General features: G+C 56.8%; 22 protein-coding genes. 15 read left to right on the top strand and 7 right to left on the bottom strand.

The window, feature by feature from the left end:
* The first annotated feature begins 156 nt into the window (after nucleotides 1–156).
* From KGP24_RS12170 to dsbG, 6 genes are all read left to right on the top strand, one after another.
* Nucleotides 157–576 carry a hypothetical protein gene (locus KGP24_RS12170; protein ID WP_223560592.1) on the top strand — a complete coding sequence of 140 codons (420 nt, stop codon included), beginning with the start codon at nucleotides 157–159 and terminating at the stop codon, nucleotides 574–576.
* 5 nt (nucleotides 577–581) lie between these two features.
* Nucleotides 582–1,142 (top strand): RNA polymerase sigma factor, encoded by a 561-nt coding sequence (locus tag KGP24_RS12165; protein WP_080277788.1) that lies wholly within the window; start codon nucleotides 582–584, stop codon nucleotides 1,140–1,142.
* 87 nt (nucleotides 1,143–1,229) lie between these two features.
* Nucleotides 1,230–1,601, top strand: a complete 372-nt coding sequence (locus KGP24_RS12160; protein WP_223560591.1) for a hypothetical protein — start codon at nucleotides 1,230–1,232, stop codon at nucleotides 1,599–1,601.
* Nucleotides 1,602–1,649: 48 nt separating this feature from the next.
* Nucleotides 1,650–3,674 carry a protein-disulfide reductase DsbD domain-containing protein gene (locus KGP24_RS12155; RefSeq protein ID WP_223560590.1) on the top strand — a complete coding sequence of 675 codons (2,025 nt, stop codon included), beginning with the start codon at nucleotides 1,650–1,652 and terminating at the stop codon, nucleotides 3,672–3,674.
* 7 nt (nucleotides 3,675–3,681) lie between these two features.
* Entirely contained in the window at nucleotides 3,682–4,293 is a 612-nt protein-coding gene (locus tag KGP24_RS12150; protein WP_223560589.1) for a DsbA family protein, read from the top strand.
* 41 nt (nucleotides 4,294–4,334) lie between these two features.
* A complete protein-coding gene (dsbG, locus tag KGP24_RS12145) occupies nucleotides 4,335–5,093 on the top strand; it encodes a thiol:disulfide interchange protein DsbG (protein WP_223560588.1) in 759 nt (252 codons plus the stop codon).
* A gap of 39 nt (nucleotides 5,094–5,132) precedes the next feature.
* Here the strand turns inward: dsbG and KGP24_RS12140 are convergent, their stop codons facing one another.
* Together KGP24_RS12140 and KGP24_RS12135 are read right to left on the bottom strand one after the other, a co-directional pair.
* Nucleotides 5,133–6,425 (bottom strand): glycoside hydrolase family 10 protein, encoded by a 1,293-nt coding sequence (locus tag KGP24_RS12140; RefSeq protein WP_223560587.1) that lies wholly within the window; start codon nucleotides 6,423–6,425, stop codon nucleotides 5,133–5,135.
* Nucleotides 6,426–6,432: 7 nt separating this feature from the next.
* The gene (locus KGP24_RS12135) at nucleotides 6,433–6,720 is read right to left on the bottom strand and encodes a VF530 family protein (protein ID WP_033145603.1); all 288 of its coding nucleotides are present in this window, start codon (nucleotides 6,718–6,720) and stop codon (nucleotides 6,433–6,435) included.
* Between the two features lie 172 nt (nucleotides 6,721–6,892).
* On the opposite strand from KGP24_RS12135, the gene KGP24_RS12130 reads away from it, so the two are divergent.
* Nucleotides 6,893–8,335, top strand: coding sequence for a hypothetical protein (locus KGP24_RS12130; RefSeq protein ID WP_223560586.1), 1,443 nt, complete (start codon nucleotides 6,893–6,895; stop codon nucleotides 8,333–8,335).
* A 50-nt stretch (nucleotides 8,336–8,385) separates the two neighbouring features.
* Here the strand turns inward: KGP24_RS12130 and KGP24_RS12125 are convergent, their stop codons facing one another.
* Complete coding sequence (locus KGP24_RS12125; RefSeq protein ID WP_223560585.1) at nucleotides 8,386–9,870, bottom strand: UbiD family decarboxylase; 1,485 nt, start codon at nucleotides 9,868–9,870, stop codon at nucleotides 8,386–8,388.
* A gap of 111 nt (nucleotides 9,871–9,981) precedes the next feature.
* Between KGP24_RS12125 and KGP24_RS12120 the strand changes: the two genes are divergently transcribed.
* Nucleotides 9,982–10,866: a LysR substrate-binding domain-containing protein gene (locus KGP24_RS12120; protein ID WP_223560584.1), complete on the top strand. Its 885-nt coding sequence runs from the start codon at nucleotides 9,982–9,984 to the stop codon at nucleotides 10,864–10,866.
* A 53-nt stretch (nucleotides 10,867–10,919) separates the two neighbouring features.
* Here the strand turns inward: KGP24_RS12120 and KGP24_RS12115 are convergent, their stop codons facing one another.
* Nucleotides 10,920–11,906 carry an MBL fold metallo-hydrolase gene (locus KGP24_RS12115; RefSeq protein WP_223560583.1) on the bottom strand — a complete coding sequence of 329 codons (987 nt, stop codon included), beginning with the start codon at nucleotides 11,904–11,906 and terminating at the stop codon, nucleotides 10,920–10,922.
* Nucleotides 11,907–12,180: 274 nt separating this feature from the next.
* Here KGP24_RS12115 and KGP24_RS12110 point away from each other — a divergent pair, with 274 nt between their 5' ends.
* Both KGP24_RS12110 and KGP24_RS12105 read left to right on the top strand, forming a co-directional pair.
* Nucleotides 12,181–14,415 carry a hypothetical protein gene (locus KGP24_RS12110; protein WP_223560582.1) on the top strand — a complete coding sequence of 745 codons (2,235 nt, stop codon included), beginning with the start codon at nucleotides 12,181–12,183 and terminating at the stop codon, nucleotides 14,413–14,415.
* Between the two features lie 40 nt (nucleotides 14,416–14,455).
* Nucleotides 14,456–15,010 carry a hypothetical protein gene (locus KGP24_RS12105; RefSeq protein WP_223560581.1) on the top strand — a complete coding sequence of 185 codons (555 nt, stop codon included), beginning with the start codon at nucleotides 14,456–14,458 and terminating at the stop codon, nucleotides 15,008–15,010.
* A 335-nt stretch (nucleotides 15,011–15,345) separates the two neighbouring features.
* Here KGP24_RS12105 and KGP24_RS12100 read toward each other — a convergent pair whose 3' ends face one another.
* Both KGP24_RS12100 and KGP24_RS12095 read right to left on the bottom strand, forming a co-directional pair.
* The gene (locus KGP24_RS12100) at nucleotides 15,346–16,098 is read right to left on the bottom strand and encodes a 5'-nucleotidase, lipoprotein e(P4) family (protein WP_223560580.1); all 753 of its coding nucleotides are present in this window, start codon (nucleotides 16,096–16,098) and stop codon (nucleotides 15,346–15,348) included.
* A 77-nt stretch (nucleotides 16,099–16,175) separates the two neighbouring features.
* Nucleotides 16,176–16,703 carry a GNAT family N-acetyltransferase gene (locus KGP24_RS12095; protein WP_223560579.1) on the bottom strand — a complete coding sequence of 176 codons (528 nt, stop codon included), beginning with the start codon at nucleotides 16,701–16,703 and terminating at the stop codon, nucleotides 16,176–16,178.
* Between the two features lie 132 nt (nucleotides 16,704–16,835).
* Here KGP24_RS12095 and treZ point away from each other — a divergent pair, with 132 nt between their 5' ends.
* The 3 genes from treZ to glgX are packed head-to-tail and all read left to right on the top strand — an operon-like array spanning nucleotide 16,836 to nucleotide 23,179.
* Nucleotides 16,836–18,623: a malto-oligosyltrehalose trehalohydrolase gene (gene treZ, locus KGP24_RS12090; RefSeq protein WP_223560578.1), complete on the top strand. Its 1,788-nt coding sequence runs from the start codon at nucleotides 16,836–16,838 to the stop codon at nucleotides 18,621–18,623.
* Nucleotides 18,620–21,088 carry a malto-oligosyltrehalose synthase gene (treY, locus tag KGP24_RS12085; RefSeq protein WP_223560577.1) on the top strand — a complete coding sequence of 823 codons (2,469 nt, stop codon included), beginning with the start codon at nucleotides 18,620–18,622 and terminating at the stop codon, nucleotides 21,086–21,088. Before treZ ends, treY begins: the two co-directional genes overlap by 4 nt.
* 15 nt (nucleotides 21,089–21,103) lie before the next feature.
* On the top strand, nucleotides 21,104–23,179 hold the full coding sequence (glgX, locus tag KGP24_RS12080; protein WP_223560576.1) for a glycogen debranching protein GlgX: 2,076 nt from the start codon (nucleotides 21,104–21,106) through the stop codon (nucleotides 23,177–23,179).
* Nucleotides 23,180–23,181: 2 nt separating this feature from the next.
* Here the strand turns inward: glgX and KGP24_RS12075 are convergent, their stop codons facing one another.
* Complete coding sequence (locus KGP24_RS12075) at nucleotides 23,182–23,727, bottom strand: winged helix DNA-binding protein (protein WP_023335754.1); 546 nt, start codon at nucleotides 23,725–23,727, stop codon at nucleotides 23,182–23,184.
* A 199-nt stretch (nucleotides 23,728–23,926) separates the two neighbouring features.
* Here KGP24_RS12075 and KGP24_RS12070 point away from each other — a divergent pair, with 199 nt between their 5' ends.
* Nucleotides 23,927–24,649, top strand: coding sequence for a DUF969 domain-containing protein (locus tag KGP24_RS12070; RefSeq protein WP_047653331.1), 723 nt, complete (start codon nucleotides 23,927–23,929; stop codon nucleotides 24,647–24,649).
* Nucleotides 24,646–25,632: a DUF979 domain-containing protein gene (locus tag KGP24_RS12065; protein ID WP_223560575.1), complete on the top strand. Its 987-nt coding sequence runs from the start codon at nucleotides 24,646–24,648 to the stop codon at nucleotides 25,630–25,632. The genes KGP24_RS12070 and KGP24_RS12065 overlap by 4 nt, the downstream gene beginning before the upstream one ends.
* The last annotated feature ends 5 nt before the right edge of the window (nucleotides 25,633–25,637 follow it).

The following is a 25,637-nucleotide window of genomic DNA, read 5'->3' as shown; positions in this document are numbered from 1 at the left end:
CGAAACTTGTAGGCCCGCGCAAGCGTAGCGCCGCCGGGCAGTAACAGCGGTTATGTGCGTCTCAACAATTTTTCATTCACCCCAGCAATATTTCCCTACCTCATCCGTCTACCTCATCACAAGCCATAATCAGTTACTGCAAACGAGGTAAACACCATGAGAGATTTTGAAATGCACGGCAGAGGTCACGGGCGCGGGTTTGGTCGCCACCGTATGGGTAAGGGTTTAGTCATTGGCGCGGTGATTTTCATCGTGCTCGGCCTGCTGGTGATGACCCTGTGGAACGCCTTGCTCCCGGCGATCCTGGGCGTGAAGGCCATCGGATTCTGGCAGGCGCTGGGCATTCTGGTGCTGAGCCGCATTCTGTTTGGCGGGCTGGGTTTCCGCCCGGGGATGTTTGGCGCGCACCGCCGCATGCACGAGCGCTGGATGAACATGACGCCCGAGCAGCGCGAAGCGTTTATTCAGCAGCGCCGCGAAGGGTTTGGTCGCCACGGTCGCGGCCACTGCGGCTGGCACGGTCATCGTGACGATAGGCGCGATGAGAGCACGCCAAAAGCGCCGGACGCAGAGTGAGCGAGATGAAAGCCGGGGAGGCGGGCGGATCCATGCTGATGTCGGCGCTCAATGCCTGCCGCGCCCGGCTGACAGCCTTCATTCGCGGGCGGACGTCCGTTCGCGATGATGCCGACGACATTTTGCAGGAAGTGACGTATCAGCTGATGAAAGTGGAGCAGCCGGTCGAAAACGTCGCCGCCTGGCTGTTCCGCGCGGCGCGTAACGAGATGACCGACCGGGCGCGTAAAAAGCGCGAGGTGTCGCTCTCCGGCTATTTTACGGGCGAAGACGAAGAGGGGTTCCCGGAGGACGAGCTGGCTGAAACCCTGTTCGGCGTGCCGCACACGCCGGAAGAGGAGTACCTCAAAACGCTGCTGTGGGAAGAGCTGGGGCAGGCGCTGTCTGAACTGCCGCCGCCGCAGAGGGAGGTGTTTGAAAAGACCGAACTCCACGGCTACAGCATTAAAATGCTGGCAGAGGAAACCGGTGCCAGCGAACAGGCGCTGCTATCCCGCAAGCACAAGGCGGTTCTGTTTCTGCGCACGCGGCTGCGGGACGTCTACGACGCGCTGACGGGCGAATAGCGGCGACAGACAAAACCTTACACTTCCGGCACTTGTAGATTCATCACTATGGTTTATGATCTGGGCGTCTCGTCACTCTGGAATATTATGCGCAACCGTCAGCTCCTCGGAAAATGGCTTTTGATCGTCACCAGTCTCGCGATGGCGCTTTGCCTCGTGCAGCGTGCTGTGATGCTCAACCATTTTTTACAGGGACTGGATCCGCAGATTTCCCTGAGTGCTGATGCCCCGGCTCAAAGCAGCAACACGGAAGAGCCTGGCCTGTCGCCCTGTCAGCTGGGCGCACACTCGCTGCTTTGTGCCCAGCCGCTGTTCTTCGACGGCGCGCTGCCGGCCATCATTATCTTCTTCGCGCTGCTGCAGCTGTTTACGCAAGGGCGGGCATTCGCTCCCGCAGAACAGCCCGTTCAGGCACCGCCTCCCCGAATACACCTTAAAAACTGCGTTTTCCGTGAATGAAAACCATCGTCTCCACACGATAATTTTTCACTGATCACGGAGTAAAACATGGTTAACCTCTTCAGGGGATTCGTCTTCCTGTGGCTGTTCTGCATCGGCGTTGCCCATGCGGCAGACACCGGCTGGCTGGTCTCCCCACAAAACGATCACGCCCGCATCCGCTTTCAGGCGGAGAGGGAACAAACGCACATTAAGGGCCTGCTCACCGTTGAGCTAAAGCCCGGCTGGAAAACCTACTGGCGATCGCCGGGCGAGGGCGGCGTCGCGCCAAAAATCAGCTGGCCGGAAGGCGTAACGGATAGCTGGTCCTGGCCGGTCCCGTCGCGCTTCGATATCTCCGGCATGACCACGCAGGGCTATCACGATAAGGTCACTATCCCGATCGCGCTCGACGGGGTGAAGGGCGATACGCTCGACGGAACGCTCACGCTCTCGACGTGCAGTAACGTCTGCCTGCTGACGGACTACCCGCTGCACCTCGATTTTACCCAGCCGGTGGATGAGGGCTTCCGCAGTGAGTTCAAGCAGGCGATGCGCGCCGTGCCCGGTACGACTGGCGTATCCACGGATCTCACCGCCTGGCTCTCTGGCGACAAGCTGGTGATTACCGGCACGACGGACGGGAAGTGGGATAATCCGGGGATCTACTTTGACCCGCTGGAGGGCGACATTCTTCCCGGCGAGCCGGTTATCAAACATGACGGCAATACCCTTCGGGTGACGGTACCCGTGACCGACGAATGGGGCGATAAGCCCACCTCGCTGGAAGGCAAGAGGCTGTCGTTTGTGCTGACCAGTGGCGGCAATGCGCAGCAAACCACCATGACCGTTGGCGCGACGCCAGCTACGTCTTCTGCGCCTGAAGGGACGGGAAAAATGGTGCTCTTTGCCCTGCTGGGCGGGCTGATCCTCAACCTGATGCCCTGCGTGCTGCCGGTCATGGGCATGAAGCTTAACGGCATCCTGCAGGCGGGATCGGACAGGCGCGCGATCAGGCTGCGCTTTCTGGCCACCAGCGCCGGGATCCTCACCTCCTTTATGCTGCTGGCGGGGATGGTGACCGCGCTGAAGCTGGCCGGAGCGTCGCTGGGGTGGGGCATTCAGTTCCAGAACCCGTGGTTTATCGGCCTGATGGTCACCGTCACCTTCCTGTTTGCGCTGAACCTGTTTGGCGTGTTTGAGATGCTGCTGCCTTCCGCCGCCACGGAACGGCTGGCTACGGCAGGAGGAGCGGGGATCGGCGGCAGCTTCTGCGAAGGGATGTTCGCCACGCTGCTGGCGACGCCGTGCTCCGCGCCGTTCCTCGGTACGGCGGTCGCCTTTGCCCTTGGCGCGCCGCTGCACTCCCTGTGGCTGATCTTCCTGATGCTCGGCGTGGGCATGAGCCTGCCGTGGCTGTTTGTTGCCCTGGTGCCGAAAACGGCCACGCTGCTGCCGAAACCTGGCCGCTGGATGAATACGCTAAAAGTCGTTCTTGGCCTGATGATGCTGGCCTCCAGCCTGTGGCTGGCAACATTGTTAAGCGTGCATCTGGGCGAGGCGGTCAGCCAGATTGTGATGCTGGTGCTAATCGCCGTCGCGCTGGCGCTGTTCGCGCTGAAGGGGCAAAAATCCTCCCCATTGTTTTGGATCGTTATGATCGCGCTGTCGGCACTCGGCGGGTATCAGGCGCGCGGGCTGCTTAGCGCGCCGTCTGACGCTATGGCGCAGAATGCCGCTCAGACCATCCCGTGGCAGCCGCTCAGCGAGGAAGCCATCCAGCAGGCGCTGGCGCAGGGGAAGCGGGTGTTTGTGGATATCTCGGCGGACTGGTGCGTGACCTGCAAAGTTAACGAGCATCGGGTGCTCAATCAGCCGGACATTATTGCCGCGCTGCGCGAGCCGGACGTGGTCGCCCTGCGCGGAGACTGGAGCCAGCCGTCCGCGTTTATCGCGGATTTTCTGGCGAAGCGAAACCGTTACGCCATTCCGTTTAACGCGGTGTATGGCCCCGGCCTGTCTGGGGGGGAAATCCTCTCGCCGCTGCTGGACAAGCGCACTCTGATCGCCACCCTGAACAACGCAAAAGGCTAACTGTGTTATGAAAAAATTCCTTATTACGCTTCTGCTCCTGCTGGCCCCGGTTCAGGCGTTCTCTGCCCAGCCGCTGACGCCGGACCAGGAGCAGTGGGCGCAGAAGACGATCGCTGATTTCCTGTTTAACGATCCGAACTCCCCGCGCATCGGCGCGAAAAACCCAAAGCTCACCCTGGTGGTGTTTACCGACTACAACTGTCCGTACTGTAAAAAATTCGATCCGTACCTGGAGAAGATTGTTGAAAAGCATCCGGACGTCGCGGTGGTCTTTAAGTTTTTGCCTTTCCGCTCGGAAAGTTCGCTAACCGCCGCGCGCGATGCGTTAACGCTCTGGCGTCAGGAGCCCGGGCAGTTTATGAAGCTGAACCATACCCTGATGGCCAAAAAAGGTTACCACGATGACGCCAGCATTCAGGAGGCGCAGAAGCGGGCGGGCGTGAGCGTCGCGATGCCGGATGACGAGAGTCTGATGACGATTAAGCGCAGCCTGATCGTCGCGGAAAAAATGGGTATTCAGGGCACGCCCGCCACGCTCATCGGCGAGGGATTGCTGCCCGGCTGGGTGCCTTTTGAACAGTTCGACGAAATGGTCAGTGACGCACTGAAAAACCGCTAACCTGAAGGGGGCGGAATGCCCCCGACAAACCGGAGAGGGAAATGAAAAAATTACTGTTACTTTCGGCGCTGGCGACGTCAGGGCTGGTACAGGCGGCTGATGCCATACCGGACGTGGTGAAGCACTTCAGCGAGCAGCAGGACATTAAAATCATCAAGAGGCTGGATGCGCCCGGCGGCGCGCCCGCCTGGCTGGGGCAGTATCAGGATATGGGCGTGACGCTCTTTTTAACCCCGGACGGCAAGCACGTGATCTCGGGCTATCTTTATGATGACAAAGGGAAGAACCTTAGCGAGGGCTATTTCCAGAAAGAGATCTACGCCCCAATAGGGCGCGAGATGTGGAAAAAGCTCAACGCGACACATTCCCTGAAGGAAGGTGCTGAAAACGCTCCGCGTAAAGTCTTTGTCTTCGCCGATCCGTTCTGTCCGTACTGCAAGCAGTTCTGGGCCGAAGCGCAGCCGTGGGTGAAGGCGGGCAAGGTTCAGCTCAACACGCTGCTGGTGGCGTTTCTCAACCCCAACAGCGGGCGTAACGCCTCAGCGATTATGAATGCGAAAGATCCTGTTTCGGCCTGGCGCGAATACGAGCTTTCCGGTGGGAAAAAGTTACCCAAGCCAGAAGGGGACGCTTCGCGTGAAACGGTAGAGATCCTGCAGAAGCACCAGACGCTGATGGACAGCCTGGGCGCTAACGCCACGCCGGCCATTTACTATCTGAATGCGGAAAATGAGCTGCAGCAGGTGGTCGGTATGCCGGATGCGCAGCAGCTTGAGGCGATGTTCGGGCCGAAGCCGTAAAAAAACAGGCAGAAACGGGCGTTTCTGCCTGGTAGTTACTTAGCTTCCCCAGCGTCCTTTCAGGTAGTTCACCGCCTGCTGCGTCTGCGGCTGGTTCAGGTAATCTTCCCGGAACAGGATGGTGCCGTTGACGTTGGGCAGCGAATCGTTGAGATCGAGCTGCTTTTTCAGCTCCGGCACGCCGCCCTGAACCGTCCAGTCCGGCTCGTTTCTCGACGGCTCGCCCACCTTGTAGAACGCAATGCCGATATACAGGCGAGTGTGGGTCGGCTTTACCACGTCGGCCCACCATTTGGTCAGCACGTCGTAGCGCGCGGCATCCCGGGCGAAGGGCCAGTAAATCTGCGGAGCGATGTAGTCCAGCAGGCCCTGCTGCACCCACTGACGCGTATCGGCGTAGGATTCATCGTAGGCCGCGGCGCCGCGGGTGTCCGAACCTGCCGGGTCAAAGGAGCGGTTACGCCACACGCCCGCCGGGCTGACGCCAAACTCCACGTCGGGCCTGGTCTGTTTAATCGCCCGGGAGACCTGGACGATCAGCTGCTGCGTGTTGTGTCTTCGCCAGTCGGCCTTTGAGGCAAATCCCTGGCCGTACTGCCGCCAGGTCTGCGAATCATTGAGCGCGGAGCCCGGCGATTCGGCATAGAAGTAATCATCAAACTGCACGCCGTCTACCGGGTAGTTCGCCACCACTTCGGTAACTACTTTGGTTATCCAGTCCCGCACGTCGGGAATGCCCGGATCGAGCACAAAGCGGTCGCCTGAGATGCGCACCCACTCCGGATGCTGGACATAGACGCTGGACGGAGCCTGATAGGCGGTCCGGTTCAGCGCGGCGATGGTGGACGGCTTCGTGTTGGTCGACACGCGATAGGGGTTAAACCAGGCATGGACCTTCATGCCGCGCTTGTGCGCTTCATCCAGCATAAACTGCAGCGGATCGTATCCAGGATACTCGCCGATGTTGCCGGTCAGCATATCCGACCACGGTAAAATTTTGGATGACCAGAGGGCCGTGCTGTCCGGCTTCACCTGGAAAAAGACCGTGTTGATGCCGAGCTGCTTAAGGTTGTCGAGCTTTGCTATCAGGGCCTGCTTTTGCATCGCGATGCGCTGGTCCGCGCTGCGGCCATTCACCGAGGCCACCGGCGGCCAGTCGAGACGCGAGACGGTCGCCAGCCAGATCCCGCGCATTGGCTCGTTTGCCTGCTGCGTCGGTTTACTGACGCTGGGAAGAGGGGTAACCAGTGATTTGGGTGGTTTGGAGGAGCAGCTCACAAGTAAAAGCGCGCAGGCAGCCAGCGCACCAATCCGTTTTACGTGTCGCGTCATGTGCGTATTAGCTCTTGATAATCCGACTGTTGGCCCAGGGATTAAAGGCGGGCGCCGCCTGTTCGGTGCTTACCTCATCGTTGAGGGAGTCCAGATACAGGGCTTCAACCTCCGCGCGCGCCCACGGGGTGCGGCGCAGAAATTTCAGGCTCGATTTAACGCTGGGGTCTTTTCTGAAACAGTTAATTTTTATGCGGTCACCCAGCTCGCTCCAGCCATATTTCGCCACCAGGGCGTTGACCATCATCTCCAGCGTTACGCCATGCAAAGGATCTTTGGAAATATGTGCAGTCATAGGTGTCCGGATGTCTCAATGTTTGTGGGGGCAGGGTTACCGGTGAAAGGGTACAAGAAAGTGGGGGAAGCGGCAACAAACCTACCTTATTTGAGCGTCATGAATTTTACCCAAAACGGTATAATAATGGTGGCTCAATAACCTGCAATTAGCGCTCAGGAAAAAACAGAATATGAAAAACAGTGGGAACGTTTTTGAATACTGGGAGGTTTCAACGGAGTCCGTGGCTGCATGGAATCAAAAAAAAGTAGAAGTTGACGAAATAAAATTAAGCAATAAGAAAAAAGGGATTAACAAAAGGATCCTTTATCCCTCCTACGAAATTGCCTGCATTACTTATGTCCCACAAAATGACATGGCCCCGCCTGAGAACAGGCTTGTAGCTGAAACGTCCTTGCTTGCAACCCCTGGTGCACTGGAATGCGGATATTCGCAGTGTATAGACTGGACGGCTGACGGCATTTTAGATGAAAAAGTTTACAAATGGATTGGCTGGTATGCACGCTCCAGATTAAAACTTGCCGGATCATGCGTTGAAATAAGTCAGGGCAAGGCGTTTAAAATGCGAAAATTTTATAAGTGCATTGAGACTTCTGAAAAATCCACTATCTCGTTTATTCTCGGCGGTTTTTTTTGCTTCCAGTCGGCAGTTTACTGGCTCAGGTCCAGACATGAGCAGATACAACATTTTATTCACGCCGGGCTGATTAATAAAGCGTCTTTGCAATTTTACCCGGATAAGCACAAGCGAAAAACGCCTGATTATCTTATTGAGACCCAGGCGGGTGAATGGCATGTATTTGAGAGTAAAGGGGGCGAGCATACCCCCCGATGGCAGAGAATAGAGGAGGCGGTGGCACAATTAGATAGTGTGACTCATATTGTTCGTAACAATGGAACGCCTGAAAAGATCGGGACCTTTGTCTGTACTCATACGTCGATCGATGCAGACAAGGATATTGTCATCAACGTCGTTGATCCGGTCCCGGATCTCGTGCAGCCCATTATTATCAATCCCGACGTTTGCGTCCTTCTCTCGAAACTAACGTTAATCAGTCTTTTCGATGCGCTGTCTGCCATCAAAACAAGCCGTATACAAAAGATACCCGGAATGGATGACTGGATATTTGTGGGCGCACCTGAATATGATGATGTCCATTATGGTATTCCAGAGATGTACCTGGGTTTTAAGGATAAATTAAAATTAAGGCTTGGAGTATACCTTTTAATCAAGGAGGTAATTGATCTTAATCTTTCAAAGAATATAGATGCTGTAAACGTTACAGAAGTTAATGAAAAACTCGCTGCATTACTTCCTTCTTCAGTTAAACAGCGCAGAGTGATCGACGCATTAAGTCCTTTTATGTTCCGCAAAATATCCTATAAGAATTATGGCGATTACTTTAATGCATTATCGCAATATTTAGGACTTCCAAAACTAACAAAAAAAATTCTAGAGGAAGAGAAGCGGTTAGTTAATGATTTACCGGAAACGATAAAGGAACACCGTTCACCATGGGGTGGTTTAACTCGTAAAGCACCATTACCAGGCTATGACGACCCCTGGACACTGGCGCAGAGCATTAAACGGAAAAAACCTCGGATGAAACGCTAAAATCACCAGGAGGATAACGATAAAGGCCACGTTAACGTGGCCTTTAGTGATTAGTTCCCGCCAAATAATCCCGGCGCCCATGGACGCGGATCTACCTCCATAAACGGCGCGCGCTCGAAGCGGTCCTTCAGCGCCCACGGCACCGTGCAGTCGAAGATGGTCTTGCAGGAAATGCCGTTGCCGCGAATCGAGGTGCTGTAATCCGGCGACTGGGACGGATCCAGCTGGTGGCCGCGGATCCCCGGGATATTGGTGATGCTGACATCGCCCTGCATGCGGGTGGTCATCGCCCACAGGATGTCGTCGCTGTCGAAAATATCCACGTCTTCGTCGACAAGAATAATGTTTTTCAGCTCCGAATAGGTGGCTAAGGCGATGAGCGCAGCCTGGCCCTGGCGTCCTTCGTCTGATGGCTGGCGTTTTTTCACCTGCAATATCCCGAGGAACTTACCGCCGCCCGCGGTATGGGCATAGACGTTTTGCAGGAAGCCGGGAATCGCCTCTTCTACGGCATTGCGGATGCTGGCCTCGGTCGGCAAACCGGCCAGCGTGGTATGTTCTTCTCCCGGTCCCACCAGCGTTTGCAGGATCGCGTGGTTTCGCATGGTCACCGCTTTCACTTTGATCACCGGAAGGGACGGGTTCGCCTCACCGCAGTAGCCCGGGAACTCCGGCATCGCGTGGCCGGTGTTGGTATGCTGATCTTCTCTCACGCGCACGCCCGGGAGCAGTTCGCCCTCGATGATGATTTCCGCCCGCGCGATCGCTTTCTCTTTTACCGCCACGCCCTGTACCAGCTCGACCGGCTGCTGGCGCAGCGCACCGGCGACGCCCAGCTCGTGATAGCCAAACGGCGTGGTGGGGGCCTCAAAGCACGCACCGATATAGATGGCGGGGTCGAGACCCATGTTGATCGTCACCGGCAGCGGTTTTCCGGCTTCTTCCGCCTTTTTGCGGAAAACTTCGATATGCCGACCGGCGGCAAGGAACATCGAAAGCTCGTCGCGCTCCTGAACGCAGAGGCGGTGAATGGTGACGTCCGTCAGCGAGCTGTCTTCCGGATCGCTTGCCAGTACCAGCCCCAGACAGAAGAACGGGCCGGCATCAATCGGCGTGTTGGTGGGTGCCGGAAGCAGCTTGCGCAGGTCGAAGTCAGGATCGTCTGCGAAGAAGACCTGTTCCTGACAGGGGGCCTGCGAGGCCGGGACGACAACGGGTGCCACCGGCTTTTTCACCGCCTGGCCGACGTGTTTTGCCAGTTCAGAGGGCTCGCATCCCAGAAGGAGCGCCGCGCGATCGCGGCTGGCGTGCATGCCCACCAGGATGCGGGAGCCCGGATAGCCCTTCACGCTGTTGAACATCATGGCCGGGCCCGTACGGGTTGGACGTTTTACCGTGCCACCCGCGCCGATATGGCGATAGACCCCCGCCAGCTCCGCGTTGGGATCGACCGGATGATCGGTTTCAAGATACTGCCCTTCGTGGCGCTGAAGTAGGGCGATGGCGCTGCGGAGATCGTTGATCTGGTTTTCCATATTTTCCTCCCTGGTTTGAATACCTCCATTTTCATGGCAATGACCAATAGCATCAATTGCATCATTAATGCTAAATTGATAAGTAAATTAATATCAAAAAAGGAGTGTTCCGTGCAGTTTCGTCAGATGCGCCATTTCATCGTCGTTGCCGAAGAGCTCCACATGCACCGGGCCGCTGAGCGTCTGAACATAGCGCAACCGGCGCTGAGCCAGCAGATAAAGGCGCTGGAAGAACGTTTAGGCGTAACGCTTTTTAGCCGGGCGAACCGCCGATTAACCCTGACGCCCGCGGGTGAAGCGTTTCTGGTGAAAGCCAGGCTCGCCATCTCCCTGACCGAGCAGGCGGTTCTGGACGCCAGGCAAACGGCAAGGGGCGAGCAGGGGGTATTAAACCTGGGGTGCGTGTCGAGCGCGATGTTCGACGGCAGGCTGCCCGCCGTACTGCGCCAGATGCATACGCGCTGGCCGGCCATTACCATGTCGCTGGTGACGGGAAATGTGCAGACGCTCTTCGCGGCCGTGCAGAGCAACCAGCTCGATGTGGCCATCATCCGCGCGCCGCTGCCGTCGCTGCCTGACGATCTGCAAAGCCGCCCGTTCACGGCAGAGAAAACGGTGCTGGCGCTGTATCGTCAGCATCCGCTGGCGGGATCTTCCGCCCTGACGCTTTCGTCGGTGAAAGACGAAAAGTGGATCTCCCTGCGCGACCCGGAGGGAATGGGGCTGGAACAGTACTTCTATGACGCCTGTAGCGGGGCGGGTTTTCAGCCGGACGTGGTGCAAAACGCGACCGACGTGCCCACGGTGATAAGCCTGGTCTCGGCGGGGTTTGGGCTGGCGCTGCTGCCCGCCTCGGCAAAGGCGGTGAGCGTCGAGAATGTGGTTTACGTGGACATCCTCGACCGGCTGCGGGAAAGCGAGCTGACGCTGGTTTGCCACCGGATTATTCGCTCAGAAGTGCTTAAAAAATTCCTGATTACCCTCGATCACACCTGACGCCCGGCGGCCTGCAGCAGCAGCTCGCGCAGCCAGGTATTCGCCGAATTTCTCTATTTCGCGACGCTGGTGTCCCGGTTGGTATAAGTGACAGGGACCCATGCATAGCCGCCGTTTTCGCCTTTGGTGACATAACCGATGCCCGGGAAAGGCAGGTGCGGGGCGGCAACCAGGTCTTTATTTTTCACAAAGTCCGCAAACGCATGCTCGCGAACGCTTGCCGCTTTGTTCTGATCTTCATCGTAGGTAATGGTCACGTCCGGCTGCGGGAACTGAACCGCCGCGGCATGAATGATGTCGCCGACAAAGGTGATCTTCTCGCCTTTGCTCGTCAGCGTGTAGAAGGCTGAACCCGGCGTGTGTCCGGGATGAACCGTGCCGGTCAGCCCCGGAAGAATCTCCGATGTGCCGCTAAACGGCACCACTTTCCCCGCGTCAAGATAGGGCTTTAAGGTCTTCTGCGCGACGTCGAAGTAGTTCTTGCCGTAGCCTGTTTTCTTCTGGTTGTCGTCGTTAAAGAAAAAGTCGATGTCCGGTTTGCCAACGAAAACGCGCGCGTTGCTGAATACCGCCTTGCCGTCTTTCACCAGACCGCCCGCGTGATCGGAGTGGGCGTGGGTCAGCAGGACTTCAGTGATGTCCTCGGGTTTAATCCCCTGCGTGGCGAGGCTTTCAACCAGACGTCCGCCGGTATCAGGACCAAAGAGCTGGCCCGAGCCGGTATCCACCAGGATTTTATGTCCAGGTATCGCAATCAGGAACGCGTTGATAGAGACCTCAGCCGGGTTGGTCTGGACGTTTTTCGCGAGCAGCGCATCAATTTTTTGCGGCGTTGTCCGGCGCAGCAGCTTGTGCAGATCCTGCGCGACGGTCCCGTCCGTGAACGAGGTGACCAGAACGTCGCCGACCTGAACGCTGTATCCACCCGCCGGTTGTTTAACGACGTGCTGAGGCGTTTCTGCCGACGCCTGCAGCGCGGGGTAGAAAAGCAATGAACTGGAAATCAGCGTGGAAAGAGCAAGTTTTTTCACGGTAAGCATACGAGTCTCCTTTGAAAGCACACATCTTACTTCTTCGTAAAATTATAAGAACCTGCCCAGAAATGATAGGACCTATAAGGGCTGTGTATAGGAAATGGACGATATTATTACTGGCATGTCTAGAAACTGAGTATTCGTGAAGCGGCGGCTAATTCCCTCTCAGCTATACCTCATCCAGTTGCTGTGCTGACACGCAGAAACGTGAAGTTTTGGTTAGGGAGGAGCAGGTGTATGATGGCCTGGCATTTAACCATATTAAATAAAGGGATTTTATATGTCACAACCGGAAAATAGCCCGCAGCTCCCGGCCATCCGCTGGCCGGTGCCAAAAAACAACCGGGGCGGAGAGTTCAGTAATCTCGAAGAAATGCTTGCGCATCTGGAGGGGGAAGCTAGCGGGCACTGGCTGATTGGCCGTAATGGCATGTGGCACGGCGGTATTCACATCACCGACACCACCACACCGTGGTGTGCGCTCAGCGGTCAGGCGATGAATGAGGCGGTGGATTTTCCGGTGCCGTTTAAGGGGGAACAGGCCGTGCGCTGCATGGCGGATGGTGAAGTAGTGGCGTACCGGATTAACCGGGATTACCTCAGCGTGCCGTGGTACTGGGGGGATTTACGCTACTCCGGATCTTTTGTGCTGGTTCGGCACCGTGTTCAGCCGGGGAAAACGGCAGAGAGCGGGCTGACCTTTTACACCCTGTATATGCACCTTGCGCCCTGGCTGGCCTACCCGGAGCAGGACAGCACGGCGTTCAAAGTGGCAGACGGCCAGCGCCTGAATGCGTATGTGGACGCGTCCCGGCAGTGGGTGGCGGCGGAGCTGCCGTCCGGCACGCGGGTAACATGGAATAAGGCGGTCAGCACCGACACGATGACCGGGAGCAACGGGCGGCAGTATGCGCACGTCACGCTGGAAGAGCCGGTCGCGGGCAGCATGAGCCTGAACGCCGGGGATCGGGTGTGGACGGTGTGCGACAAAGGGAATCTGGTTCCAGCCCGTGACAGCGCCACCCGTCCGGCGTGGTGGTCGCCGTTCCTGCCGCCATCACGCGAAACCGTGCAGTTCGATACGGTGGTGTGTCCGACCCCTTATCCGATTAAGGCCGGGGACCCAGTGGGGCATCTGGGCTGGTTTCAGATACCCAGTGAAGACGGGCATGAAAAACGCTATCAGGTGCATATCGAATGTCTGACGACGGAAGACCTGCCGCATTTTCTGAGCAACCCGGAAGGCACGGGTCGTGACACGCCCGCCTTTGCCCGCTGCCCGAAGGACATTCCGGTGTACCTGCAATTCAGCGGCGGGGAAATACAGAAGGGACTGATAACCACGCATACCGAAACGGTGATGGCGCTGTCCGGTCAGGCGGTGATGGACAAAGAAGGAAAACGCTACTGGCCGGACGGGACGTCGCGCGGGCTGCTGGCGGAGTCGGATGTGCAGCTGCTGTCCCGGTATGACCTGGCTGGTCGGGGTTTTGAGACGACAGAAGACAGCCCGGTGAGCTTTGACCATCTCGACGGGAAGACGCAGCCGAAAGGGCTGGTGAAGACGATTTTTGAACGGTTTTTCAGCGTGGCGGACAATGACGGGAAGCCCTGGAGCAAAGGGGATGCGTTCAACTACCGGCAGTTGCTGGACAGGATTGACGACGCGAAATCCCCCCACTATAACCCGGAACAATACCGGCGCGCGGTCCAGAACCCGGCAATGCGCGACCATCTGTACCGGATGTGCGTAAAGCACCCCAGCGACTGGTACTACTCGTCGGAATCACCGGTGTGGAAAACGTTCTTTACACCGCAGAAGAAGAAGGAGGAGCCGGAATGGTACGCCTATAGCGAGAAGTTCCTGATTGACCTGCGCTGGATGCACCGTGTTGCAGGGATGGTGGAAAATCCATGGCATATGCATCCGCTGGTTTTTCTGGATGCGCTGCGTGAAGCAAAGAAACAAGGATGGGCGCACAGTCAGTTTGCTGAGTTGCTGGGAAGCGTTGAGTCAAAAAATGACTACACGGCGTACAACCAAATTCACCAAAATCCTAAGCGAACGGTAGCGAAATATCATACAAACCTAACATCTATGACTATTAAACAAATTATGGAAAGTCAGCTGCATACGAATGTGATGTTTGCTACTGGTCGTTTTCAGATCATACCGGGAACGTTAATAGATGCGGTAAGAACACTCAATCTTGATGTTAACTCCTTGTATGATGAGGCCACACAGGATCGGATTTTTGAAGAGTACCTTATTAAGGTCAAACGGCCTGCGATTATTGCCTATTTGGAAGGTAATGGGAGCGTTGAAGACGCAATATATGACTGGGCTAAAGAGTTTGCTTCCGCTGGAGTTCGCAAGGGGAATACTATTAGTAAAGGGGGGATTGCGCAAGAAGAAGGTGTTTCTTATTACTCTGGTGATGGTCTTAATCATGCACATCTGTCACCTAATCAGATGGTTAATATATTGAGAGAGTCAAAAAATGGCGCGAACTAGCAGAATCTTCCCCTACTTACTTAGTGGAGCAGCATGTCTGATGCTCCCCTTTATTCATGCGGCTGAGTTACATGTTAAAGGCATACCTGAATTTAAAGATTATCCGGCTGATATAAGCAAAGGCCCATTTGCCACCAGGTTAGATCTTTCTAGTGAACAGGCGAAATACTCCAGTCACTGGAAGAAAATAACTAGCAGTGAATTGAAAGAATCAGTAAATTTCGGAGGGCATTATCGCATATACACTGATGATAAGAGCAGTGGAAATGAATGTCTCGACCATCAAGGTGGTGTGTGTGGTTGGGTTATAGATAAGTTATCAGGGAAGGTTGTGTCACAACTTCCTGCTGTTGCTGGAACTAATGTTTATCAGCAAGTTGCTGATAATGGTACTCCTGTTGGTGAGGATTTCAGGATCGTTACACAGAAGAGTAGCTATCTAATGATATTAACCGGCCAAGCGATCCCACAAAAAATTGAGCATGATGAAAATGGTATCCCGATAACTTATCTATGTAATACGACTTACTACATTTTGAAAAATAACCAATTTTCTAAAGTGTTTGAGGATAACCAAGGATGTTCGGTTGATTGATATTTAATCACTTAGAGTGGTGCAGCCTGATGAAACAAAAGGATCTTCTTGAGATCCTTTTTTACATCTTTAACTTCAGCACCCCGCTCGTTTTGTAAAATGTTATATTTCGCTCCCGTTGAGACAAAATTCAGGAATCTCGTGTTGCCTGCGTGTTTTGAGCGAAGTTCTTTACAGGCATCGCACTTTATCTGGCCGTGCCGCTGAGTAAATACCGTGTAAAAAAGGCAGATCATTAACGGCCTCAGAAAGTCTTGTAATACCAGTTGGTAAAGAAACAATGACGATGTGAAAAAGCCGGGTGGGAGATGATGCCTTTCCCGGCCAGTAAGACCTTATTTTTTCAGCGGTGCGTTCCAGCTGTCAGGCGTGGCTTTGGACCAGGAGCCATAAGCGGTATTAGGCAGTACAATCCAGTCGTTGCCGAAGTGTTCCGCGCTGGCCTCAACCAGCTCACGCTGCTGCTCGCTCGGCTTTTTATTTTTAAACTGCACGGCGAAATCCGGCAGGCTGTCGCCAAACAGCATCACGATCTGCTGCTTTTTGAGGATGCTCTGGCGACGCTCTTCCTTGCTGACCGTGTCCAGAAGCACGCTTTCATCGGACACCTGCGGAAGTCCGAGGGCTTTTAACGTTCTGAGCGTATCGGCTTTATTTTCCTGCATGCGGTCCGAGACATAATAGATACGGACCTTGCTTTGGTTCACATGGTCAAGAAACGCCTTCGCACCCGCAATTAAACCGGGTTTACCCTGTTTCTCCCAGTCGCTCCAGGTGTCCCATTGTGTATAGTCGTGACACTGCTCCGTGTCGCGCACCAGCAGAGGGGTGTTATCCAGTACCGTTTCATCGAGGTCCATCACCACGGCGTAGTTTTCGGGCGTTTTCAGATCTTTTAACTTTTCGTTGAAACGCTCGGTGGCAAACCGATACGTCTGCAGCTGAAGAGCCATGATCTCTGCCGATTTCTGCTGATAGCGCAGCGCCATTTCGTACGCTTTCGGTTCACACAGGTCTCGCCCGGCGGCCGTCGCCGCTGCACTCAAAACAGGTAATGCCAGCAGTAATGCCTTAGCCATTGAATTCACACTTCTTTCCTCAACACCGTGGTTAAAATCCCGAAAGCGTAATGAAATTCAGTGACAGAAATATGAAGGCCGCGTCGCTAGACCAGCATGTAATACCAGAACAGGGCGACTTCGTCCTTTTCCGGTAGGGCGTTGTAAAGAAAACGATCGTATCCACCGAGGGTAAACCCGTAGTGACGGTAAAACAGACAGGCAGACACGTTCACGTTTTGGGTTTCAAGCCGTAATCCCGGCGCGTTTACGCTTCGGGCCCACACGTGGGCAGCGGCCATTAATTTTTGCGCGGCGCCGGTTCTGCGTTTCGTGCGCTCTACGGCAATGTAATCCACCGAGATAAACTTATTCCAGCTAATTGACGCGGTAATAAATCCCGCAATTTCCCCGTCATCCGTTTCGGCGATAAGAAATATGGCGTCCGGATTAACGCAATGGTTTTCAAGTGTTTGGATGTCGAGCTCGTAGATTTTTGTCCAGGGTTCGGCGACGGCTTCGATATGCAAATCACAGTGGATAAAGGGTTCTCGCGCAATGTGGGTAACGGTGAAAGAAAAGTCACAACATTCAAGGCGAGCGAGGTCGGTATTTAATCCTTTTCGAATCTGCATAATTTTCCCGGTAGTAAGTTATTTCATAAAGAATAGACGAAGCGGTTAAATCCGCTGGGCTAACACACTTTTAATCCTGAACTAAGCTTGTACTTCGTTCCGCGTAAAATGTGGGTCATTCGAGGACAATGAATGGAATTCAGGACATTTCAAAAGCAGTGGGGTGCTGAGTTTATTTCCGATGACGTTGTACGTTTTCGCGTCTGGGCAGAAGGACAGAAAGAACTTACGCTACGTCTGGCGGCCGCCAACGTGCCGATGACGGCAACCGGGGACGGCTGGTTCCAGGCGGATGTTCCCGGCGTCAGGCACGGTGCAGAATATCAGTTTGTGCTTCAGGACGGCATGGCGGTGCCCGATCCCGCCTCGCAGGCGCAAAAGGTCGACGTTAACGGCCCATCCGTCGTTATCGATCCCCAGCGTTACCAGCCGGTCAACCGGGACTGGTCAGGGCGGCCGTGGGAAGAGACGATCGTCTACGAGCTGCACATCGGCACCTTTACCCCGGAGGGCACCTTCCGGGCAGCCATCGACAGGCTTCCGTATCTGGCAGAGCTCGGTATTACCCAGCTTGAAGTGATGCCCGTCTCCCAGTTTGGCGGAGCCCGCGGCTGGGGATATGACGGCGTGCTGCTGTATGCCCCGCACTCTGCCTACGGTACGCCGGAGGATTTCCACGCGTTTATCGACGCCGCGCACGGGCTGGGGCTTTCCGTGGTGCTGGATATCGTGCTCAACCACTTCGGCCCGGAGGGGAACTATCTGCCTCTGCTGTCGCCCGCGTTTTTCGATGCACAGCGGATGACGCCGTGGGGCAACGGCATCGCTTACGAGCGCGAGCCGGTGAGGCAGTACATTACCGATGCGCCGCTCTTCTGGCTGACGGAGTATCGTCTGGATGGCCTGCGCTTTGATGCTATTGACCAGATTAAAGACACCTCCGGGACACATATTCTTGAGGAAATCGCAGAGAGGATCCGCAAGGCGATCCCGCACCGCCACGTTCACCTGACGACGGAAGACAGCCGCAACGTGATTTTCCTGCATCCGCGCGATGAACAGGGCAACACGCCGCTGTTCACCGCCGAGTGGAATGATGACTTCCACAACGCCGCCCACGTGTTTGCCACCGGCGAAACGCACGCCTACTACCAGGATTTTGCCTTTGAGCCGGAGAAAAAGTTCGCCCGGGCGCTGGCGGAAGGCTTTGTCTACCAGGGCGAAGTGTCGCTGCAAACCGGCGAATCCCGCGGGGTAGAATGCCGCACGCAGCCGCCGCAGTTCTTCGTCGATTTTATTCAGAACCACGATCAGACCGGGAATCGCGCCCAGGGCGAGCGGCTTATCACCCTGGCGGGGGTCGATAAGACGCGGGTGCTGCTTGCCGCGCTGCTGCTTTCCCCCCATATCCCGCTGCTGTTTATGGGCGAGGAGTTTGGGGAAACGCACCCGTTCCTGTTCTTCACCGATTTTCACGGCGATCTGGCTAAGGCGGTGCGGGAAGGGCGCGCGAAAGAGTTTACCGGCCACGCCGGCCACGATGAAGCCGTCCCGGACCCGAACGACGTGAACACCTTTGTTCGCTCAAAGCTCGACTGGAACAAGATTGCCACCGACGAAGGCAAAACGTGGCTGCGCTTCACGCGCCACCTGCTGACGCTGCGCCATCGCCATATCGTTCCGCTTCTGCGTCATGGCGGCGCCGCTGGGGGCAAGGTGATCGGCACTGCGCCCGGCATGGTGGCGGTGAGCTGGCGCTTCCCGTCGGGGACGCTCTCTCTGGCGCTAAATATCGGTAATAAGGCCGTCGCGCTGCCCGATCTCGCGGGTGAGACGCGCTTTGCCTGGCCGGATGTCACTGACGTTTTACCGCCGAACGGTATTGTCGTTCGCTTTGCTGATGGAGAAGCATCGTTATGATCCCTTCCGCCACGTACCGTATTCAGTTCCGTAATGGCATGACCTTCGACCGCGTTGCGGCGCTGGTACCGTATCTGAAAGATCTCGGCATCAGCCACCTCTACGCCTCGCCGGTGTTTACCGCCACAAAAGAATCTACCCACGGCTATGACGTGACCAACCCGAATGAAATCGACCCCGCGATTGGCGGACGAGCAGGTTTCGACCGCATGGCCGAGGCGCTAAAGCAGGCCGGTATGGGGCTGATTCTGGATATTGTCCCTAACCATATGTCGACCTCGCTGGAAAACCCCTGGTGGCGGGACGTTATTGAATACGGTCAGCAGAGCCGCTATTTCCGCTATTTCGATATCGACGGGTCGCGCCCGCTGACGCTGCCGTTCCTCGGCGACACCTTTGAGGCGGAGCTGGAGAAGGGTGCGCTGAGCATTCATCGTGACACTGTCACGGGAAAAGCCTCTCTGGTCTATTACGACGCGGCGTATCCGCTCAACCCGGGCACGTACAGCGAGGATAAGAGCATTGCTGAACTGCATGAGGCGCAAAGCTGGCGGCTGATGTCCTGGCGGGAGGCGCCGAAGCAGCTCTCGTGGCGGCGCTTCTTTGAAATCACCGGGCTGGTCGGCGTTCGGGTTGAAGACGACGCGGTCTTCGACGATTCGCACCGGCTGAGCCTGGAGCTGGTCCACGCGGGCGTGGTTGATGGTTTGCGAATCGACCACGTAGACGGCCTGGCGGATCCGCTGGGCTATCTGCAGCGCCTGCGGCAGAAAACCGGACCCGACTGCTACATCACGGTTGAAAAAATTCTCGCGAAGGGAGAACAGCTCCCAGCAGACTGGCCGGTATCCGGCACCACCGGCTACGAGTTTATCGCCTCGCTGGCCGAAGTGCTGGTCGACGACTATAGCCTGCCGCGCCTGGAGAAAATCCACGACGAGACGCCTGGAATAACGGTCGATCGCCATGCGGAACTGCGCGATGCCAAGGGCCTGATGACCGATCGCAATTTTGAGGGTGAATTCACCACGCTGCTAAACCTTGCAGACGATCTGGCCCGCCACAATGAGGTTGCGCTGCCGCGCGAGGAGATCCGCCACGCGCTGCGCGAGCTGCTTATCGCCTTTCCGGTCTACCGCACCTACGGCACCCGGGAGGGATTAACCCCGCCGGACGTGGCGCTGCTTAACCGCGTGGTCGCCAGCGTGGAGACGTCTGAAGCGGCGCTGAGCCTGATTGTACGCATTCTTACCGGCGACCTTCCGCAAGCGTGCCGCGAGTCCGCCGCGCTTTTCAGAACCCGCTTCCAGCAGCTTACCGGGCCGCTGATGGCGAAGTCTGTGGAGGACACGCTGTTCTTCCGCCACAACCTGGAGCTGGCGCTCAATGAAGTGGGCGCCGACCCGACGCCGCGCGCGTTTTCATTATCCCGCTTCCACCAGGAGATGCGCATTCGCCTGGCCCGTCAGCCCGACGCGCTGCTGGGCACCTCCACGCACGATACCAAGCGCGGAGAAGACGCCCGGGCGCGTCTTTACACCCTGACGGAGGCGCCGGAACGGTGGGGAGAGAATCTGGCCCGCTGGCGGCAGATGAACCAGACCCAGGTGCGTTTTCTCAATGACGGTACCGCGCCGAACGCCGCCGATACCTGGATGATCTATCAGGCGCTGGCGGGCGTCTGGCCCGCCACGCAGTCTCCGGGCGACGCCGAAGGGCTTAAATCACTCGAAGCGCGTTTCATTGGCTTCCTCGAGAAAGCGCTGCGCGAGGCAAAACAGCGCACCGACTGGATAGACAGCAACGAGAGCTATGAGAGCGTGGTGCTGAGCTATGCACAGCACCTGCTTTCGCCGGACAACACCCTGTTCCTGCATGACTTTAGCGAGGCGATGCGGCCCTTTATCCGTGCCGGGCTGATGAACAGCCTCAGCCAGACGGTGATCAAGCTGACGGCTCCCGGCGTGCCGGATATCTACCAGGGCAGCGAGGCGCTTAACTTTAGCCTCGTCGATCCGGATAACCGACGTGAGCCGGACTTCCCGACGCTGGTGCACAACCTCAGCGCGGCGGATGCCACGGTGTTTGACAACCCGGCCTGCTGGCGAGACGGGCGCGTTAAGCAGTTCGTCACCGCCACGCTGCTGCGGCTTCGACCGCATTACGCCGCGCTTTTCCGCTATGGCGACTGGCTGCCGCTTAAGGTCAGCGGCGAGCGCGAGGAGAACCTGATTGTCTATGCGCGCGTTAAGGACGAGGAGGCGCTGATTGTCGCCGTGCCGCGTCTGGTTTTTGATGTCACCGATAATCATCAGCTGTGGGGCAATACCACCGTGGCGATACCCGAGGAGCTGGCGGGGAAACGCTATCGGGATCTGTTCAGCGGTGAAAGCCGCACTCTGCAAGAGACGCTGGATTTAACGTCAGAAAAGGGATGTGTACTGGTTCTGCTTACCTGCGAATAATCGTGGAGAACGAAAATGGCAAAGGAAACTACGTTTGAAATTCGGGCCGGTCATGGCCAGCAGTTGGGGGCGAATTATGACGGAAAAGGGGTCAACTTCGCGCTGTTCTCCGCTCACGCCGAGCGGGTGGAACTCTGCCTGTTTGACCCGTCAGGAAAAACGGAAATCGCCCGGCTGACGCTGCCGGAATATACCCATGAGGTCTGGCACGGCTATGTGCCCGACCTGAAGCCCGGCGCGCTGTACGGCTATCGCGTCTACGGCCCTTACGATCCGGAAAACGGTCACCGCTTTAACCCGCACAAGCTGCTTATCGACCCCTACGCCCGAGAACTGGTGGGCGATATCGACTGGAACGACGCCCATTTCGGCTATGAGCTGGGGCATGATGAACGGGATCTCAGTTTTGATACCCGCGACAGCGCGCCGTTCACGCCAAAATGCAGGGTTATCGACCCGAACGCCTTCGACTGGCAGGACACTAACCGGCCAAACGTTCCCTGGCCGCACGCCGTCGTTTATGAAAGCCACGTGAAGGGCTTTACCCAGATGAACCCGGCCATTCCGCCCGAGCTGCGCGGCACGTTTGAGGGGATGGGCCACAAAGCCTCGGTGGACTACATCAAGAGCCTGGGCATTACCTCGGTGGAGCTGCTGCCGGTTCACTGGTTCCCGGACGACCAGCATCTGCTCGACCGCGGCCTGAAGAACTTCTGGGGCTATAACACCCTCGGCTTTTTTGCTCCGGCGTCGCGCTACTACGGCCCGGCGGGTATCCAGGGCTTTCGCGACATGGTGCGCGCGTATCATGATGCGGGCATCGATGTGATTCTGGACGTGGTGTACAACCACACGGCGGAAGGAAATGAGCTTGGCCCCACGCTCTCGTTTAAGGGGATTGATAACTACAGCTATTACCGCACGCTCCCGGACCAGCACCGGTATTACATCAACGACACCGGGACGGGAAATACGGTCAACACCTCGCACCCGCGCGTGCTGCAGATGGTGATGGACTCTCTGCGCTACTGGGCGGAATCAATGCATATTGACGGTTTTCGTTTCGACCTCGGGACGATCCTGGGCCGCGAGCCCGAAGGGTTTGACCCGCGCGGCGGTTTTTTTGACGCCATGACTCAGGATCCGGTCTTATCCCGACTGAAGCTGATTGGTGAACCCTGGGATATCGGTCCCGGCGGCTATCAGGTGGGCGGATTCCCGCCCGGCTGGGGGGAGTGGAACGACAAATACCGCGATACCGTCCGCGAGTACTGGAAGGGCGATAACGTCTCTACCGATTTTGCCGCGCGTCTGCTCGGCTCCGGCGATCTGTACGACCAGCGCGGGCGTCGTCCGTGGGCCAGCGTCAACTTCATCACCGCCCACGACGGCTTTACGCTGAATGACCTGGTGTCGTACAACGAAAAGCATAACGCCGACAACGGCGAGGATAATAACGACGGGCATAACGATAACCGTTCGTACAACTATGGCGAAGAAGGGCCGACGGAGAACCCGGATATTATTGCTACCCGCGAACGGCAGAAACGTAATTTCCTGACCACGCTGCTGTTTTCCCACGGCACGCCGATGCTGCTGGCCGGGGACGAGTTTGGCCGCACGCAGAAGGGCAACAACAACGGCTACTGCCAGGACAGCGAGATCTCGTGGATCGACTGGAACGGGATAACCGAAAACGACGCCGCGCTGCGCGAGTTTACCCAACGGCTCATTGCCCTTCGCGCGCAGCAGCCTTTATTGCGCCGTGAAAGCTGGCGCGACGGGCTGGAGATCCGCTGGTTCAATGCCGGAGGCGGCGCGCAGCAGGCCGAGCAGTGGGATGAAGGTTCAACGCTCGGGGTCTCCATCAGCAGGCCTGATCTCAGGCAGGAGGACGGCATCTGGCACGACGTGCTGATGCTGTTCAACCCGTTTGAAGGCACCGTGCCGTTCCAGATCCCGCAGTTTGGCGAAGGGGGATGGGTGCTGGAGCTGTCTACGGCAGATGACGCTGCCGCCGGGACGGCGATCACCGACGCCGTAGAGTATGAACTGGCCGGACGCAGTATTACGCTGTTCCGACGTCCTTAACCCTAGAGTGATGCCGCCGCGCGGGCGGCGGTGTCATACAGGGAGGAGATCGTGCGTAACAGCTGCGCGGTCTCGCCAATCGATTTCCCGGCAATGCCGCTCTCCGCGTGGATTGCGATCAGACACGCCTCCCGCACGTCCCGGTATTTCATGCACAGCGCTTTCCCTTCCTCGGTGGTGGAGAAAAAGAGTTCTTTGCCCGCTTTCTCGCTCGTCACGTAGCCCGCTTTGACCAGCTTTTTCAGGGCATAGGTCACCACGTGGGTATCTTCCACATTGAGAACGAAACAGATATCGGCCAGCTTTTTCTTGCGGTCGCGGTGGTTCACATGATGCAGCAGCGACACGTCAAATGCGCCCATATCCGGTTCACCGGCTGCGGCCATGCAGCGCACCATCCATTTATTGAACGCGTTGCTGGTCATGATCAGCGCGTACTCCAGCTCTGACAGTTCCGCGCAGCGCTCGGATACCAGATGGCGTGAAGAGACGATCCGACCGTCGTTAATATCGTCGCGATCGGGTGAAGCACTCTTTTTGGAGGTCATAACGTTCCTTAACCAGAAATGTAAACTCATCGATAAAATAAGAACATTTTATTGATAATTTGTTTACATGTTTTTGAGGTTCAGATATAGCTTTTTAGCGCAGGTTTTGCGAAGCCTGACGAAAAACACAACATCGCTCGCCGCAAAATAAAAAAATAGCCGTCGGCGCGCAACGCTCACTTTGGATAGGGTAAACGTTATGGACGGTACTACGCTGTTGCCGCTGATCGGGATACCGATCGTGGTTATTGGTTTTGCACTGCGCTTCAACCCGCTGCTGGTGGTCGTGGTGGCGGGGCTGGCGACGGGTCTGCTGGTCGGTATGGATTTCGGCATGCTGCTGGAGACCTTTGGCGAAAAGTTTGTGAATAGCCGATCGCTGGCGACATTCATTCTGATCCTGCCCGTGATTGGTCTGCTGGAATATTACGGGCTAAAGGAGCGTGCCCAGGCCTGGGTGGCGAAGATCGCCAGCGCCACCTCGGCGCGTATTCTGATGCTCTATTTTGTCGCCCGTGAAGGCACCGCCGCGCTGGGGCTGATGTCGCTGGGCGGCCATGCCCAGACGGTTCGCCCGCTGCTGGCGCCGATGGCCGAAGGGGCGGCGCTGAACGAATACGGCGAGCTGCCGCAGCACATCCGCGACAAAATCAAAGCCCATGCCGCCGCGTGTGACAATATCGCGGTCTTCTTTGGGGAGGATATCTTTATTGCCTTTGGCGCGGTGCTGCTGATCGACGCGTTCCTGAAAGAGAACGGTATTCCGGGCATTGAACCGCTGCATATCGGCCTGTGGGCTATCCCAACCGCCATTGCGGCATTAATTATTCATATGACGCGCCTGCTGCGTCTGGATGCCAGCATCCGTCGCGACGTGATGGCCTGGCGTGCAGAGCAGGGCACGCAGGGGGCCGCGCAATGATGACGCTTATCACCATTAACCGCGTGTACTACCTGATCGGCTTTGTCGTGATGCTGCTGGTTGTGATGACCCTGCGCGATCGCGCCAATCCGAAGCGTTTTACTACGGCGCTGTTCTGGTTTTTATTCGGCGGGATCTTCCTGTTTGGGGACCTGATGGTGCAGGGGCTGGGGAAATCGCTGGCGTACCGGATAATCGGCGGCGGCGTCATCGCTATCGCGCTGCTGGCGGGTTTTGGTCTGGTCGGTAAAGGGCACTATAAAATGTCCACCGAAGACGAACGTCTCGCCTCGTCAAACCGCCTTAAAAACTGGCTATTCCTGCCCGCGCTGATGATCCCGGTGGTGACGGTTATCGGCACCCTGTTCCTGAAGGGCGTGTCGGTTGGCGGCGTGTTCCTGCTCGATCAGAAACAGCTTACCCTGGCGGCGCTGTGCGTGGCCTGCGTCGCGGCGATCCTCACCGGATGGTGGCTCACCAAAGGCACGCCGCTGCACGCTATTCGTCAGTCTCGTCGTCTTGTCGATACCATCGGCTGGGCTGTGATCCTGCCGCAGATGCTGGCGATGCTTGGCGGCGTGTTCGTGGCGGCCAACACCGGTGATTCGGTGCAGAAGGTGGTGAGCCTGTTCGTTAACCCGGATAACCGCTTTATGCTGGTGGTGATTTACTGCGTGGGGATGGCGCTGTTTACCATGATCATGGGGAATGCGTTTGCGGCCTTCCCGGTGCTGAGCGCGGGGATCGCGTTGCCGTTCCTGATCAACGTGCATCACGGGAACCCGGCGCCGCTGCTGGCGATTGGCATGTACGCGGGCTATTGCGGCACGCTGATGACGCCGATGGCCGCGAACTTCAACATTGTTCCTGCCGCGCTGCTGGAGCTGAAAGACAAATATCAGGTGATCAAGATCCAGATCCCGACCGCGTTAACCCTGCTGTTGGTGAACGTGTTCCTCATGTATTTCCTCGTGTTTCGCTAAGGAGC

Origin of the sequence: Enterobacter sp. JBIWA008 (assembly GCF_019968765.1) — a bacterium.
Classification (GTDB): domain Bacteria; phylum Pseudomonadota; class Gammaproteobacteria; order Enterobacterales; family Enterobacteriaceae; genus Enterobacter.
Note: the sequence above shows the minus strand (reverse complement) of the source record. Positions and strands in the feature narration are given on the sequence as shown.